General features: G+C 70.8%; 13 protein-coding genes. 3 read left to right on the forward strand and 10 right to left on the reverse strand.

Annotation, left to right across the window (positions count from 1 at the left end; translation table 11 throughout):
• The 3 genes from guaD to IFU19_RS15305 form a co-directional block, all read right to left on the reverse strand.
• The gene (gene guaD / locus IFU19_RS15295; protein WP_197978634.1) at nucleotides 1-1,494 is read right to left on the reverse strand and encodes a guanine deaminase; all 1,494 of its coding nucleotides are present in this window, start codon (nucleotides 1,492-1,494) and stop codon (nucleotides 1-3) included.
• A gap of 104 nt (nucleotides 1,495-1,598) precedes the next feature.
• Nucleotides 1,599-2,306, reverse strand: a complete 708-nt coding sequence (locus IFU19_RS15300; protein ID WP_055935465.1) for an SDR family NAD(P)-dependent oxidoreductase — start codon at nucleotides 2,304-2,306, stop codon at nucleotides 1,599-1,601.
• 126 nt (nucleotides 2,307-2,432) lie between these two features.
• On the reverse strand, nucleotides 2,433-2,918 hold the full coding sequence (locus IFU19_RS15305; RefSeq protein ID WP_191916206.1) for a pyridoxamine 5'-phosphate oxidase family protein: 486 nt from the start codon (nucleotides 2,916-2,918) through the stop codon (nucleotides 2,433-2,435).
• Nucleotides 2,919-3,111: 193 nt separating this feature from the next.
• Between IFU19_RS15305 and IFU19_RS15310 the strand changes: the two genes are divergently transcribed.
• The 3 genes from IFU19_RS15310 (at nucleotide 3,112) to IFU19_RS15320 (ending at nucleotide 6,772) form a co-directional block, all read left to right on the forward strand.
• The gene (locus tag IFU19_RS15310; RefSeq protein WP_191916205.1) at nucleotides 3,112-4,143 is read left to right on the forward strand and encodes an alpha/beta hydrolase fold domain-containing protein; all 1,032 of its coding nucleotides are present in this window, start codon (nucleotides 3,112-3,114) and stop codon (nucleotides 4,141-4,143) included.
• A gap of 184 nt (nucleotides 4,144-4,327) precedes the next feature.
• Nucleotides 4,328-5,704: an amidohydrolase family protein gene (locus IFU19_RS15315; protein ID WP_191916204.1), complete on the forward strand. Its 1,377-nt coding sequence runs from the start codon at nucleotides 4,328-4,330 to the stop codon at nucleotides 5,702-5,704.
• Nucleotides 5,705-5,977: 273 nt separating this feature from the next.
• Nucleotides 5,978-6,772: an alpha/beta fold hydrolase gene (locus IFU19_RS15320; RefSeq protein ID WP_191916203.1), complete on the forward strand. Its 795-nt coding sequence runs from the start codon at nucleotides 5,978-5,980 to the stop codon at nucleotides 6,770-6,772.
• 75 nt (nucleotides 6,773-6,847) lie between these two features.
• Here IFU19_RS15320 and IFU19_RS15325 read toward each other — a convergent pair whose 3' ends face one another.
• The 7 genes from IFU19_RS15325 to IFU19_RS15355 form a co-directional block, all read right to left on the reverse strand.
• Entirely contained in the window at nucleotides 6,848-8,071 is a 1,224-nt protein-coding gene (locus IFU19_RS15325) for an MFS transporter (protein WP_191916202.1), read from the reverse strand.
• Between the two features lie 103 nt (nucleotides 8,072-8,174).
• Nucleotides 8,175-8,954 (reverse strand): creatininase family protein, encoded by a 780-nt coding sequence (locus IFU19_RS15330; protein ID WP_055935478.1) that lies wholly within the window; start codon nucleotides 8,952-8,954, stop codon nucleotides 8,175-8,177.
• The gene (locus tag IFU19_RS15335) at nucleotides 8,951-10,282 is read right to left on the reverse strand and encodes an FAD-binding oxidoreductase (protein ID WP_191916201.1); all 1,332 of its coding nucleotides are present in this window, start codon (nucleotides 10,280-10,282) and stop codon (nucleotides 8,951-8,953) included. The genes IFU19_RS15330 and IFU19_RS15335 overlap by 4 nt, the downstream gene beginning before the upstream one ends.
• A gap of 142 nt (nucleotides 10,283-10,424) precedes the next feature.
• Nucleotides 10,425-11,603 carry an ABC transporter substrate-binding protein gene (locus tag IFU19_RS15340; protein WP_191916200.1) on the reverse strand — a complete coding sequence of 393 codons (1,179 nt, stop codon included), beginning with the start codon at nucleotides 11,601-11,603 and terminating at the stop codon, nucleotides 10,425-10,427.
• A 146-nt stretch (nucleotides 11,604-11,749) separates the two neighbouring features.
• Nucleotides 11,750-12,640: an ABC transporter permease gene (locus IFU19_RS15345; RefSeq protein ID WP_192212130.1), complete on the reverse strand. Its 891-nt coding sequence runs from the start codon at nucleotides 12,638-12,640 to the stop codon at nucleotides 11,750-11,752.
• A complete protein-coding gene (locus IFU19_RS15350) occupies nucleotides 12,637-13,413 on the reverse strand; it encodes an ABC transporter ATP-binding protein (protein WP_055832004.1) in 777 nt (258 codons plus the stop codon). The genes IFU19_RS15345 and IFU19_RS15350 overlap by 4 nt, the downstream gene beginning before the upstream one ends.
• A gap of 29 nt (nucleotides 13,414-13,442) precedes the next feature.
• On the reverse strand, nucleotides 13,443-14,711 hold the full coding sequence (locus tag IFU19_RS15355) for an amidohydrolase family protein (protein ID WP_055832001.1): 1,269 nt from the start codon (nucleotides 14,709-14,711) through the stop codon (nucleotides 13,443-13,445).
• Nucleotides 14,712-14,826: the final 115 nt, after the last annotated feature.

A 14,826-nucleotide genomic window follows, 5' to 3' on the forward strand; every position in this document is an offset into this window, starting at 1 on the left:
CTAGCTCTTCTTGTAGCGGCGGATGCCGGAGACCCAGGTCTCGTCGACGTTGCGGTCGTCGCCGACCATCATCACCGCGAACAGTGCGTGCGCGGCCTGTTCCATCGTGGTCGGGCCCTCGTCGCCGAAGAACAGAGACTGGTGCCACGGCATCGCGGACGGACCGGCGTTCCAGTCGAGCGCCACGAAGTCCGCGGACTTCCCGACCTCGAAGTTGCCGACCTGGTCGTCGATGTACAGACCCTCGGCGCCGCCGAGGGTGACCGACCAGAACGCGCGGTAGGGCGAGAGCTTGCTGCGCTCGGCCGCGGCCAGATCCTGGGTGATGCGGTTCGTCGTGCCGTCGAGCAACGTGTTGCCCAGCATCCCGACCTTGTAGGCCTCGTCGAGCACCTGGATCATGCTGAACCGGTTTCCGCCACCCATGTCGGTGCCGAACGACATCTTGACGCGCTTGTCGGGGTCGGTCGCTTTCGCCAGGCGGAAGATGCCGCTGCCGAGGAAAAGGTTCGAGCACGGGCAGAAAACCACCGCGCCGCCGCTGTCGGAAAGACGCCCGAATTCGTTGTCGGAAAGCCAGACCGCGTGCCCTCCCGAGAATTTCGGGCCGACCAGATCGTATTTCTCGTAGACGCCGAGATAATCCGTGCAGTCCGGGTGCGCCAGAAGAAGGTTGGAGATCTCCAACGGGTTCTCCGAGATGTGGGTGTTCACCCAGAGATCGGGGTGCTCCTGCTTGAGCCGCTGGCACGCCTTCAGCAGGTCCTTGCTCGCGCCGAGGGCGAACCGCGGGGTGATCGCATAGCGGTTACGGCCCACGCCGTGGTACTTGGCGATCATCGCCTTGCTGTCGTCGTAGAACTCCTCGGGCGTGCTCGTCGAGCCCTCCGGTGCGAACTGGTCGATACCGGTGACGCCGCTGATCACCAGCATGTCGCGCCGGGCGGCGGCCTCGAAGAACTCCTCGACCGCGACGGTGGAGGTCGTCGTGAAGGCCTGCACCGTCGTCGTCCCGCCCGCGAGCATGTTGTCGAGGAAGCGATCCGATCCGGCGCGCGCGTACTCGCGGTCGCTGTAGCGAGCCTCCTCGGGGAAGACAGTGTCGAGGAGCCACGGCAGGAGCTGCTGCCCGAAAGCGCCGAGGGCCCGCGTCTGCGGAACGTGCACGTGGCCGTCGATGAAACCGGGCGTGATGATGCGCCCGCTGATCTCGGTGATGTCGAGACCGGGGTACTGGGGCGAGATGTCGTCGAAGGGTCCGAAGGCGACGATCAGGCCGTCGTCGACCACGAGCAGGCCGTCACGGAGGAATCGCGCCGATTCCTCTTCTCTGCCCACGTGCTTCCACGGGTCGTCGATGAAATCGAAAAACGTGCCGCGGATTCCAGAACTGACGATGATCGCGCCTTTCAGAGAGGGCTGTTCAACGTCCGCGCCTCGGCATCTATACCGTCGGCGGGTCTTTATCGGACGACTGACGACATAGTGGCACAAAACAGTTTTGGTCCGAGGAAATTATCTGCGAACAGTCCGAGGCGGGTTATTCGGAGCCGAAAGGCCCTTTTTCCACGCCCGCCTCATCGGCGTACCCGCGCGGCTCAGTGCATGACCATTCCGCCGGTGACGTTGATGGCCTGTCCCGTCAGGTAGCTGCCGGACGGCGACGCGAGGAAGTGCGTCACTCCCGCGACGTCCTCCGGAATGCCGAGTCGTCCCAACGGAGACTTCGCGCTCCACGCGGCGACGTCGGCCTCGGAGCGGGTGTCGGCGCCCATGTCGGTGAGCACGTATCCGGGGCATACGGCGTTGACGGTGACGCCGTGGCATCCCCATTCCTGCGCTCCGGCACGGGTGAGGGCCACGACCGCGGCCTTCGACGCCGCGTAGTGCCCCTCGCCGCCACCGCCCTGCTTGGCCGCCATGCTGGCGATGTTCACGATCGCGCCGCTGCGTGCCTCGAGCATCGTCGGCGCGACCGCCTGCATGGTCACGAGGGTCGCGCGCGCGTTGATGTCGAGCACGCGGTCCCAGTCGTCGACGGTGATGTCGAGCAGCGACGCGTGCTGGAAGACTCCCGCGCAGTTGACCAGCACGTCGACGCCGCCGAGGGCCGCGACCGCTTCGCCCACCGCACGCCGGGTGTCGAGCGGGTCCCGCAGGTCGACGGCGAAGAAGCCGGATGCCGCGCCCTCGGCCGGGGCGCGCCGATCGAGCACGACGACCGCGGCGCCGTCGGCGGCGAACCGGGCGACGATGGCGGCACCGATGCCGCCGGAGCCCCCGGTGACGATGACGCGGTAGGACATGGCACTCCTTCTGGCGAGGTTCGGGTCGCCCTCGGGCGTCACCGTACGCGGAGCGTCGCACGCCGTGACGTCGGGGCTGTTTCGGCGGCGTAACGCTCTCGCCCACCCGCGTCGGCGGGCGTCATCTCACGTGAGTCGTGCCCAGACCGCGGCCGCGTCGACCTCCAGCCGCGCGTCGGTTCCGCGCGTGCGCCACGCATCGCGGTCGAACACGAACACGCGCTCCACCTCGAGCACGTACAGGCGCTTGTCGGGTACCGCCAGCACCGCGGCGGCGTCCTCGTCGGTTCCGGCATCCCTCGGCAACCGCTCGGCCAGCACGGCGCTGATCGCCGAGGCGTCGGCATCCACCTCGCTCGCTCGGAACGACAGCTGAACACCGTCGGCGTCGGCGATCGCGGCCGACGAGTCGTACACGACCCCGGATGCCACCCCCGACGCCGAGATCGCGCGGGCGTGCCGCGAGGCGCGGCCGGACTCCACGTACATGCCGCGCGCGAGCAGACGGTACTGCGCGGCGGCGGTCCACGGCCCGTCGGCATCGGCCGTGCCGATCACGACGTAGCGCTGCGCGGCGAGGATCGAGGCGGCGCGCTCTTCGGGCACGGTCATGTCGCCATCGTGCGCGTGGCGCGCGACGTCGGTGTTTCGGCCCCGTAACGCTCTGGCGAACCCGCCCTCGCCGCGCGATCGCGCCCCGTACTCTCGCTCTCGCCCGCATCCCCTCTCGTGAGTGTCCAGGACACGCCGCATCCCGCCGCACCGGCGCGGCGTGTCCTGGACACTCGACCTGCCTGGAGACCCCGTGACCGACACCGTGCACCCGGCCATCACCGACCCCGACGTGCGCGCACACCTGGCCCGCCTCGCCGCGAGCGCGGGCACGATCCCCTCGGGAGCGACCGATGCCGACGGCGACGACGCCGCGCGCATCGCCGAGTTGCGTGCCAACCCGTCGTGGGTACGCCTGCCCGACGACGACGTCGTCGAGTCGATCGACACGGATGCCGACGGCCTCGCGCTCCGCCTCTACCGACCCCGCACCGGACACCGGGGCACGCTCGTCTTCGCTCACGGCGGCGGCTGGGTCGCCGGCAACCTCGACAACAACGACGCCCTCTGCCGCGCACTCGCCGCGGCGACCGGCACCCAGGTGCTGAGCGTGGACTACCGACTGGCGCCCGAGCACCCTTTCCCGGCCGGTCTCGACGACCTCGACCGCGCCCTGCGCTTCGCCGCCGAGGGCGCGGGCGGTCTGGTCGACCCCGATCTTCTCGGCGTCGCCGGGCACAGCGCCGGGGGCAACCTCGCCGCGGCTCTGGCGCTGCGTTCGCGTGAGGGCCGGGCTCCCGGCATCCGGTGCCAGGTGCTGCTGTGCCCCGTGCTCGACGCGCCCGATCCCGACCGCCCGAGCTATCGCGCGCACACCGAGAACCTGCCGCTGACCTCGCGCGGCATGCAGTGGTACTGGGGGCTGTATGTGCAGGATGCCGCGGCCCCGGCCACGGCCGCGGCCCCGACGCCGCAGCCCGGCCCGGCGGCAGCGGTGCCCGGGGCAGTCGCCGCGACGACCATGTCCGCGGTCCCGGTCGAGGCCGCGCCGCTGCGCGCCCCCGACCTCACCGGCTCCGCGCCGGCGGTGATCGTCGCGGCGGGCGTCGACCCGCTGTCCGACGAGGCGGAGGAGTACGCGGGCGAGCTCTCGGCATCCGGAGTCCCCGTCGAGTTCCTCCGCCGCGAGGGGGTGCCGCACCTCTTTCTGGTGTTCCCGTCGACGCCCGCGCGCGACGAGGTGCTCGCCGCCATCGCCCCCGCCGTGCGCCGCGCCTCCGCCTGACGCGCGTCCCTCTCGCCCCCCGCCGCCCTTCCCGGCGTTGAGTGTCCACAACACGCCGCACGAGCCCGCCCCCACACGGCGTGTCCTGGACACTCAACGGGGCCGCGCGGCTCCACGCCGCGCGCACACAACCCGCTACCCGCTCGGAACACCGCGGAAACACGCCATTGTTACCGTCATCAACATGTCGCTTCTGGTAATCAACGCACGGCTCATCACGGTTCCCGCGGGCACCGACGACCCCGGTTACATCGAGCGGGGCTTCCTGCTCGTCACCGACGGCCGCATCGCGGCGATCGGCGCCGGCGACCCCGATCCGGGCGTCACCGCCGACGAGATCCTCGACGTCGACGGCAAGTTCGTCGCTCCCGGGTTCGTCTCGTCGCACAGCCACCTCTTCACGAGCGGCTCGCGCGGACTCGGCGTCGACCAGACGCTCTACGGCTGGTGCACCTCGATGTTCAGCGTGCTGAACAACGCCTCACCCGACCAGATCTACTGGGCGACGCTGCACGGCTCGCTCGACTTCCTCGCCAACGGCGTCACCACGGCGTACAACTTCACCGACCCGCTCCTGCCGTGGGAGCCGATGGTCGAGGGCAAGCGCAGCGACGGCGGCGGACTGCTCCGCGACCAGTCCTGGCACACGCGACAGGCCGATGGATGCCACGACGCCGGCCTCCGCTTCGTCGACTCGATCGCGTTGGATGCCACCGTCGGCACCGACGACGAGATCTTCGCGCGCTTCGAGGCGTCGCTCGACCACGTGCTCGCGATGGACCCCGACCTCGCCCTCGGCGCCTCGATCATGGGCCAGGTGCAGTGGTCGACGCGGCCCGACGCCGCCGAGATCGAGGTCGCGGTCATGGACCGCTTCGGCGTCACCAACCAGGCGCACTTCCTCGAGACCTACGAGGCGATCGAGCACCAGCAGACCAAGTTCCAGCTGTACAAGAACGCCGGTGCTCTTCGCCCGGGCATGATGTTCGGCCACTTCATCCAGACCACGCCCGAGATCATCCAGGATGCCGCGGCCGGCGGCGCGAGCATGTCGTGGCAGCCGGCATCTAACGGGCGTCTGGCGTCGGGCATCGCGCACGTGCCCGAGATGCTCGATCTCGGCATGAAGGTCGGCATGGGTCTCGACGACCAGGCCTGCACCGACGTCGCCGACCCCTGGCAGAACATGCGCATGGGGATGTTCATGCAGCGCGCCCGCACCCACGACCCGTTGTCGATGATGCCCGAGCGCGTGCTGCGCCTGCACACCCTCGGGGGAGCCGAGATCATGGGCGTCGACGACCGCGTCGGCAGCCTCGAGGTGGGCAAGTTCGCCGACTTCGTCGTGGTCGACCCGCGTACCCCCGACATCGGACCGCTCTGGAACCCCGTGCGCAGCTACGTGCTCGCCTGCGGGCTGCGCAACCTGCAGCAGGTCTACGTCGGCGGAAAGCTCGTCAACGACCGCGGCGTCTCGACCAACCCGCTCGCCGCCGAGGCATCCCGCGTGCTGCACGAGGAGCTGCCCGCGCTGGCCGACGAGTACGGCGTCATCCTGTAGCCCCACGGCGCGGCATCCCCCGTCCCTGTCCCCCGTCCCCCGCCCCCCAAAATCCCCCTGTTGAGTGTCCAAGACACGCCGCGCCCCGCCCGCCGGGGGCGGCGTGTCCTGGACATTCAACGTCTTTCGAGGCGCTGCGGGCGCGCATGAACACGCTGAGCGTCCACAACACGCCGTACGGCCGCCCCGTCATCGTCCGGGTTTCGGCGCACTGCTTCGGCAGGCGGCGGTCGCACCCTCGCGCTCGCGAGGCGGGCGTGCCAGCGTAGGCGCATGCAGAGGACCATCGCGGGGCTCGACGTCCACACGTCCCACGCCGACATCGCCGGACGCGACGTGCTGCTCTGGCATCACGGTTCGCCGCAGACGGGGGCGATCCTCCCCCCGGTGCAGCGCGCGGCCGACACCCGGGGTCTCGCGGTCGTCTCGATCGCCCGTCCCGCCTACGCAGGTTCGCCGCGGATGCCCGGACGCACGGTCGCCGACGTCGCTGCGGGCACCCGGCCGGTGCTCGACGAGTTGGGCGTGGCATCCGTCGTCTCGGTCGGAGCCTCGGGTGGCGGACCGCACGCCCTCGCGTGCGCCGCGGCGATGCCCGACCGTGTCCGCGCGGTGATCACGTTCGCCTCGCCCGCGCCGTTCACCGGCGACGACGACTGGTTCGCCGCAATGCAGGCGCCCGGCGGCCTGCGCGCCGCGCTGAAGGGCGAGGCCGCCCGGCGCCGCTTCGCCGAGACCGATCAGTTCGATCCGGCGCAGTTCGTGGATGCCGACTTCGCGGCGCTCGAGGATGAGTGGGCCTCACTCGGAGCCGACGCCGGAGCGGCCGAGGAGTTCGGACCCGACGGTCTGATCGACGACGACCTCGCTTTCACCCGGCACTGGGGTTTCGAGCTCGCGGAGGTCACGGCATCCGTCCTCCTCGTCCAGGGCGAACGCGACCGCGTGATCCCTCCCGCCCACGCGCGGATGCTGGCGGTCGCTCTCCCGCACGCGAGGCTCGACCTGCGTCCCGACGACGGCCACGTCTCGGTTCTCCGTCACCTCGGCGCGGCACTCACCCGTTGAGCGTCCAGAACACGCCGCTCGCGAGCGGTCGGGGGCGGCGTGTCATGGACACTCAACGGGGGTGGGAGTCGCGCGTCAGGGCGTCGGGTCAGACCGCCCCACCCGCAGCACCGCCTCGCCCACCGCGGCAATCCCCGCGGCCAGCGCCAGCGACACCGCGATCGTGACGAGGGCTACGGCCGGGCCCGTGGCATCCAGGGCAGCTCCGGCGATCACACCGCCGATCGGCACACCGAGCGACATCGCGGCGGTCGGGTAGGCGAGGGTTTCGGTGACGCGTCCTTCGGGGGCGCGGGCCGAGGCGACGAGGATCCCCGACACCATCACCGGCGACACCGCCAGCCCGAGCAGCAGGATGACCCCGAACAGCACCGGCACGGAGCCCTGCGCGAACGGCAGGCCGACGGCGACCAGGGCCGCCAGAGCCGCGAAGCCGATGTAGCGCGCGGCGGGCGAGAGACGCCACGTGCGCGCGCCCGTGACGACCGAGCCGATCGCGATCGCGACGGCCAGGGCGCTGAACGCCGGTCCGGCCAGCCACGGGTGCCCACCCACCTCGGCCCAGCCGACCAGGCCCACGTCGAACGCGCCGAACACGCCGCCGAGGGCGACACAGGCCAGAGCGATGGGAATCACCCCGGCGGGCGGCAGCACCACACCGCGCCGCTCCGTCCGCGGAGTCGACGCGGGTTGCGTGCCGCGCTGCGACGCGAGCCACACGCCGCCGATCAGCCCGAGTCCGAGCGACCCCAGCACCGCGACGGCCGGATCGAGAGCCGCGGCCACCGCCGTGATGGCGGGGGGACCGGCGATGAACACCATCTGGTCGGCGATGGTCTCGAGGGCCAACGCGGCCGTCCGCTGCGACGGCGGGGCCAGCACCGTCCACCGTGCCCGCACGGCCGAGGTGAGATCCGGGGTCGCCGCCCCCGTCACGAACGCCGCGATCAGCCACGTCCAGAACGGTGACCCCGTCAGCACGAGGGCGAGGAATGCGGATGCCGCGAGCACGAGGCATCCGAGCGACACCAGGATCACGCGCGACTGCCCGTGCCGATCCATGCGCGACGACCACAGCGGGGCCGCGATCGCCATGCCGACCACGAGCGGTGCCACGACGAGCCCGGCCGAGGCGAAGCTGCCGGTCGCGGCCGAGACGAGGAGGATGATGCCGAGCGACAGTGTCGCCCGGGGGAAGCGCGCGAGGATCCCGGCGGCGACGAACGTCCGCGCCCCGGGCAGGCGCAGCACCTGGCCGTAGGCCCGGACGCCCTGGCCGGTTTCGGCGGCGACGCTCATGCGCGTCCCTCGGGCCGCGCACGACTCCTGCGGGCCGGTCGCCCGCCCGGGCAAAGCGACCGCATCCGCCCGTCGTGCAGGAGTCGTGCGCGCCTCGCCCGCATCACGCGGTGTAGTCGAAGCGGCTGATCTCCTCGAGCGCCTCGACGACGAACGACACGCTCTCCTCGAACATCCGCGCGCCGGCCTCGGCGTTCGCGCCGGTCGGGTCGCCCAGCACGCCGGTGGGACCGAAGTCGTTCGACAGCCAGCCGAAGGTCACCGGCTTGGAGTTGAAGCCGATGTGGCGGAACTCGCCGATGTGCGCGGGCACGGTGGCGTGGAATTCGGCCGGGTCGACCAGCTCGGGGCGCAGGTGCATGATCATGCTCGTCTCGCCGTAGCCGGCGTGGATGCCGGTGCCGTGCTCGTCGGGGGTGCCGTCGGTGCCGTCGAACGAGGGCACGCGGGCGGCGGGCATGAAGAAGGTGCGCAGGCCGAAGCGGCGACGCAGCTCGCGGTTCGCGACGTTCAGCAGGGCGACGTTGCCACCGTGCCCGTTGAGGAAGACGAGCGTGCGGGCGCGGGTGGTGAGGATCGAGCGGCCGATGTCGACGACCGTCTGCATCATCGTCTCAGGCGTCAGCCAGAGCGTGCCCGGCGCCCACGAGTGCTCGTCGGACTTCGTGATCGACAGGGTCGGCAGCTGCCAGACGTCGAGGCCCTGGGCGGCGGCCCGAGCGACGGCCGCCGTGGCCGAGGCCTCGGCGACGATGGCATCGGTCGCGAGCGGAAGGTGCGGACCGTGGTGCTCGATGGCGCCGGTGGGCAGCACGAGGATCGAGTCCTCGGTGAGGGCGGCCGCAGCGGCGGGGCCGCTGAGCTCGGCGAGAAGGCGGGTCATGAGATGATCGCTCCCTTTCGGGGTCCGCCGTAGGCGGGGTCGAGCTTGCCGGGGTTCAGCAGGCCGTTCGGGTCGGTGAGGCGGGCGGTGGCGGCGGTCTGCTCGACGTTGAAGTCGACGTTCCACTGGTGCGGGTTGTGCACGCCCACCCCGATCGCGTTGAGGTCGGCGATGCCGCGGTACACGTCGTCCTCGCTGACGTAGGGAGCGGCGAGCATGCCGATGGGGTACTCCTTGGTCGACTCGATGTGCAGCTTCCCGCCCGGGAACACGGCCTCGACGGCGTCGACGTCGTCGGCCAGGGGAGCGCCCGCGACCTCGAGGTGGAACACCTCGTGCGGCTGGCTCTTCTGGTACCACTCGATGGGGTGGTTGTAGCTCAGCATCGACAGGCGGATGCTGGCCTGCGGTCCCTCGCGCACGGCTTCGACCCGGCCGCCGGCGCCCTCGATGATCGCGGTGACGGTCTCGATGAGCGAGGCGTCGATGATCGCGCGCAGGCTCGACCGGCCCTCGGGGATGGCCTCGTCGGCGGGGAGGGATGCCGAGATCTCGGGTCCGTCGCCCGACACCAGGCGCGGTGAGGGGTCGAGGTTGCCGATCGTCTGCAGCACCGACAGCGTGCCGGCGTAGTCGGGGAAGCTCGCCCAGAGCCCTCGCCACTCGCGCAGCGGTTCGAGGCGCACGGTCGCACGCACGATGACGCCGGCGGTGCCGTAGTTGTGCACGTACTTCTGAGCCTCGTCGCCCTCGAAGTGGTGGATCTCGGCGCTGCCGTCGGCGTGCACGACGTCGAGGGCGGCCACGAAACCGCGGTCGTTCGAGCCGTGCGCGATCGAGCCGGTGCCGCCGGAGCCGCCCGAGAGGAATCCTCCGATGGTGGACTGCGCCGTCGAGGGGTACATCCACAGGGCTTGGCCCGCGGCCCACGCGGCCTGTTCGAGCAGCACCATCGGGGTGCCGGCCTCGGCCGTGATGTAGCCGTCGCCGACCTCGACGATGGCCTTGGCGCGGGTGGTGTCGATGACCAGGCCGCCCTGCATCGGAATGCCCTGGCCGTAGTTGCCGGTGCCCTTGCCGCGCACGGTCACGGGAACGCCGTGGCGCGAGGCCGCGGCGACGGCGGTGGCGATCTGCTCCGCGTCGGCGGCGAAGACGACCAGGTCGGCGAGGCCGAGGGGGAGCTTGGCGGCGATGATCGGCGACATCGGCGAGCCGTCGATGCTCGCGCGCTCGCGCACGCGCGGTTCGGTGCTGACGGCGGCGGGACCGAGCAGGTCGAGCAGCTCGTCCTCGAGGGAGAGGACGCGGGTGGCGGTGTCGCTCATGGGTGTGTCTCCGGGTGGAACGGGCGGAAGGGATGCCGGGGGTGTGGGGGAGGAAGTGGTCGGGGTCCCGTTGCCGAGCTCGGGGACCGGGGCGACCCGACCGAACGGCCCGGCCCGCGCGAAGCGGACCGGGCCGGGGCGGTCAGAACGAGATCGAGGTGTCGATAAACTCGTTCGTGTACAGGTCCTCCGCGGTCTCGCCCGAGGCGGGCGGGGTGCCGAGGTCGGAGTAGACCTTGCTGGCCTTGGTGTAGAAGTCCGCGAAGCGGGTGTCGTCGAAGTTGCCGTAGGTGGAGTCGGGGCCGTTGCCCACCAGGCCCAGGTCGACCTGGGTCTTGACGGAGTAGTCGGCGACGCCCTGCGTGTAGGTCCAGCCGGTGGCGTACTCGTCGACGAGCTTCAGCACGAGGTCGTTCGCCGCCGAGGGGTCCTTGTAGTACTCGACGCCGGCCTTCTGCAGCACGGGGACGAGCTTCGACAGGCACGGGGACAGCTCGTCGAACTTGTCGGACTTCACCGACACCGACGACTGGTACGTCTGCCATCCGGCGTCGTGGATCAGGGCGAAGTCGACCGGCTTGCCCCAGGCCGAGACCTCGTTCTGGTAGACGTACGGCTCGGCCGAGGCGAAGCCCTGCTGCATGTCCTTGCCGCCGGCGGCGACGAAGTTCGAGGGCGTCCCGTCGTACGAGCCGTCGAGGATCGAGGCGTCGGCCAGGCCGGCGCTCTTGAGGTACTCGATGTAGGCCGAGCCGTCGAAGTAGCGCCACACGCCGCCGTTCGACGACAGCGCGCCCTTGACGTCGTCGATCGTCTTGACGTCCGGGTAGGTGGCGGGGTCCCACATGACCATGGTGGGGCTGATGTCGAGGGGAGCGAAGACGGCCTTGGTGGGCGTGGTGGCCGACAGCTGGATCGCCTCGTCGGTGCTGATGTAGCCGAGGGTGATCTTGTCGTCCTGGTACATCTGGGCCGAGACCGTCTGGAAGCCGATCGCGGGACCGCCGGCGCGGATCTCGAGGTTGACGCCGGTGTACTCGCCGTCCGACATCAGCGGGCCGGTGACGGCCTTGGTGTTGGCGTCGATCGTGTAGTCGTCCTTGATCATCTCGTAGAGGTGACCGTGCTCGGCTTCGGGGTTCCAGTCGGTCTGCACGACGACGGTCGCGGGGCAGTCGGCCGAGAGGTCGACGGCGCCGATGGGCATGTCGGTGGCGGGGGCGGCCTGCTCCCCGGCGCTACCGGCGCAGGAGGTGAGGGTGAGGGCGATCGCGAAGGCGCCGGTGACGGCGGTGCCGCGAAGAAGGGTGGAGCGCTGCATGCTGGTTCGCTTTCTGTGACGGGTGGAGCTCTCGGGTGCGGGTGTTCGGGTGCGGGTGTTCGAGTGCGGGTTTTCGGGTACGCCGGATGCCGCTCCCCACCCGTTGCGGAGTGGGGAGCCGTGGCATCCGGAATGCGGGGAGTCGGTCAGAGCGTGCTGTCGTACCAGCGGCCGACGGCCGCCTTCGAGAGCCAGCCGAAGAAGACGAAGAGTGCGACTCCGAGCAGGCACGCGGCGAGGATGGCGGCGAACAGCTCGGCGCTCTGCAGACGCGACTGGTAGTTGGCGATGAGCGAGCCGATACCGGGCTCGCCGCGTCGGAAGAAGTAGTCGCCGACGATCGCGCCGACGACTGACAGGCCGGCCGAGGTGCGCATTCCGACGAACATCGAGGGGAGCGCGGCCGGGAGGGTGAGCTTGGTGAGCACCGTCCACTTGTTGGCCTTCTGCAGGCGGAACAGCTCGCGCTGGGACTTGTCGACCGACTGCAGGCCGAACAGCGTGTTCGAGACCATGGGGAACAGGGCGATCAGCACGCAGACGATGACGCGGGCGAGGAATTCGTAGCCGAACCAGAATCCGACCAGCGGCACGAGCGCGAGGATCGGGATGCACTGCAGCATCACGGCGTACGCGTAGGTGGAGCGCTCGACCCAGCGGGCGAGCGACATCGCGATCGCCCAGCCGATGCCGAGGACCATGGCGACGATCAGTCCGGTGAGGGCGACGCCGGTCGTTCGGAAGAGCGCGATCCAGATGTCGGCGCCCACCTGCGGGTCGAAGAAGCCGAGGGTGAACATCTCGTGGGGCATGGGCATGAGGAAGCCCTTGCCCGAGGCGCTGAGCCCGATCGAGATGGCGTACCAGACGCCGAGCAGCACCACCAGCACCGCGAACGGCGGCGCGATGACGGCGATGCGAGCCCCGAACCCGCGACGGGCGCCGGTCGCGCGCGGACGCGGGGGCGTGGGTGGGGGAGTGGATGCCGTGGGCTCGGGCGACTCGACGGCGACCGGCTCTGCAGAAGTGGTGCTCATGAGTGTCCTTCCCGAAGGGCGTGGGAGACCTCGCCGACGAGCTTCGCGTACTCCGCGGTGTAGCGGATCTCGGGGTCGCGCGGCATGTCGAAGGGGATCTCGAAGGTGTCGACGAGGTGTCCGGGTCGCCCCGACATCACGACGACCTTGGTGGAGAGGTAGATGGCCTCGGAGACCGAGTGGGTGATGAAGAGACCGCCGAACTTCTGCGCGACGAAGATCTTGATGAGCTCGTCGTTCAGGCGTTCGCGGGTGATCTCGTCGAGTGCGCCGAACGGCTCGTCGAACAGGAACAGTTCGGGGTCGAGGGTCAGGGAGCGCGCGAGCGATGTGCGCATCTTCATACCCCCCGACATCTGCTTCGGCAGGTGCTTCTCGAAGCCGTTCAGGCCGACGAGGTCGATGGCCCACTTGGCCTTCGGCACGCGCACGCGCTTGGGCTGCCAGTTCAGCTCGGCGAGCAGTTCGACGTTCGACTGCACGTCCCGCCAGGGCAGCAGGGTCGCGTCCTGGAAGACGTAGCCGATGCGGTCGGTGTTGACGGTCGCGGTGCCTTCGCTGGCCGTTTCGAGGCCCGAGGCGATGCGCAGCAGAGTCGACTTGCCGCAGCCCGAGGGGCCGACGACGCTGACGAACTCACCGGGATGGACGGTGAGGTCGACGCCGGAGAGGGCGGTCGTGCCGTTGGGGAATGTCAGGGCGACGTTGCGAAAGTCCAGGATCGGCGCGGTGGGATCCGCGACGGATGCCGGGGCGGGAGAGGCCAAGGTCACGGGGGCGCTCACTTTCCGTTGGGGGCGGGTTACGACGCCGTCGCGGGTGCGGCGGAGCGGGTTCGGACGGGCAGGGCGACGGATGCCGCGGTCTCGGTCGAGACGGTGGTGCGGCTGACGAGTCGGCCGCGGTGCAGGACGACGCGGTCGGCCGACGCGAAGGCGACGGCGTCGCCGAGCGAGTCGGCGCGCACGGCGACGAGGTCGGCGCGGGCGCCCGGCACGGGACCGGCGACGGGCAGGCCCATCACGTCGCGGGCACCGGTCGTGACGGCATCCATCGCCGCCTCGGGTGCCAGGTGACCGGCCGAGACGAGCAGCGAGGCGGTCTCGAGGTGGTCGCAGCGGCCCACGGGGTTGAAGGGGTCGCGCACGTTGTCGGCACCGGCCGCGACGCGCACGCCGGCGGCGCGGAGGCGGCCGAGGGGCGCGATCCCGCGGGGCACCGCGTGCGCGGCATCCCATCCCTGCAGGTACAGGTTGGTGATGGGCAGGGCGATCACGCCGATGTCGGCGGCGCGGATCTCGTCGGCGAGCAGAGCGAGGTCGGCGGCGGGCATCATGCTCAGGCGGACGCAGTGACCGGCCGTGCGGGGGCGGTGCCACCCGGTGACGGCGCGGGCGTACGCGGCGAGGGTGTCGGCTCCGGCGAGGCTCTCGTCGGTGTGCAGGTCGAGGCCCACGTCGCGGCGGCGCGCGAGGGCGATGAGGCGCTCGAGGTCGGCGAGGGGGTCGTCGGCGAGGTGGGGCGCTCCGCCGACGAGGTCGACGCCCGCGTCGAGCGCGGCGTCGAACACCGCGTCGGGCACGGTGGGGCCGCCGAGGGCGACGAGCTCGATGTCCATCAGGCCCTCGAGCTCGTCGCGCAGGCGCACCAGGGCCCGCACGCCGATGAGGGGGTCGGAGCCGTGCAGCAGATCGACGTGGGTGCGGATCGACGTGATCCCGGATGCCAGCATCCGCAGTGCCGTCGACCGGGCCCGACCGAGCGTCTCGTCTTCGTCGAGGGTGACGGCGAAGGCCTGCCAGCTCTCGATGGCGCGCACGAGGTCGCCGAACGGGGGCTGGATGGCGTCCCACGACTGCGACTTGTCGAGGTGGGCGTGCGGCTCGGCGCCCGCCGCGGTGACGAGGTACCCGGTGAGGTCGAGCGTCTCGCCGTCGGTGTCGGGGAGGGGGCTTCCGGCCGGCACGACCGCGAGCACCTCGTCGCCGTCGAGCGCGATGTCGACGACGGCGCCCGAGGTCAGGCGCACGCCGCGCAGCGCGGCGATCGAGACGGGTGGAACGGCAGACACGGGGTCCTCCGGGGAGTCGGGCAGACAGACTTCGAGACAGGGGCCACGGCATCGGGGCGGGCCACCGGGAGTGGCCGGCCAGTGTTGGTGTGACCAACATCCGGCGATGTTCCGA

This window comes from Microbacterium sp. CFBP 8794, assembly GCF_014841235.1.
Lineage (GTDB): Bacteria > Actinomycetota > Actinomycetes > Actinomycetales > Microbacteriaceae > Microbacterium.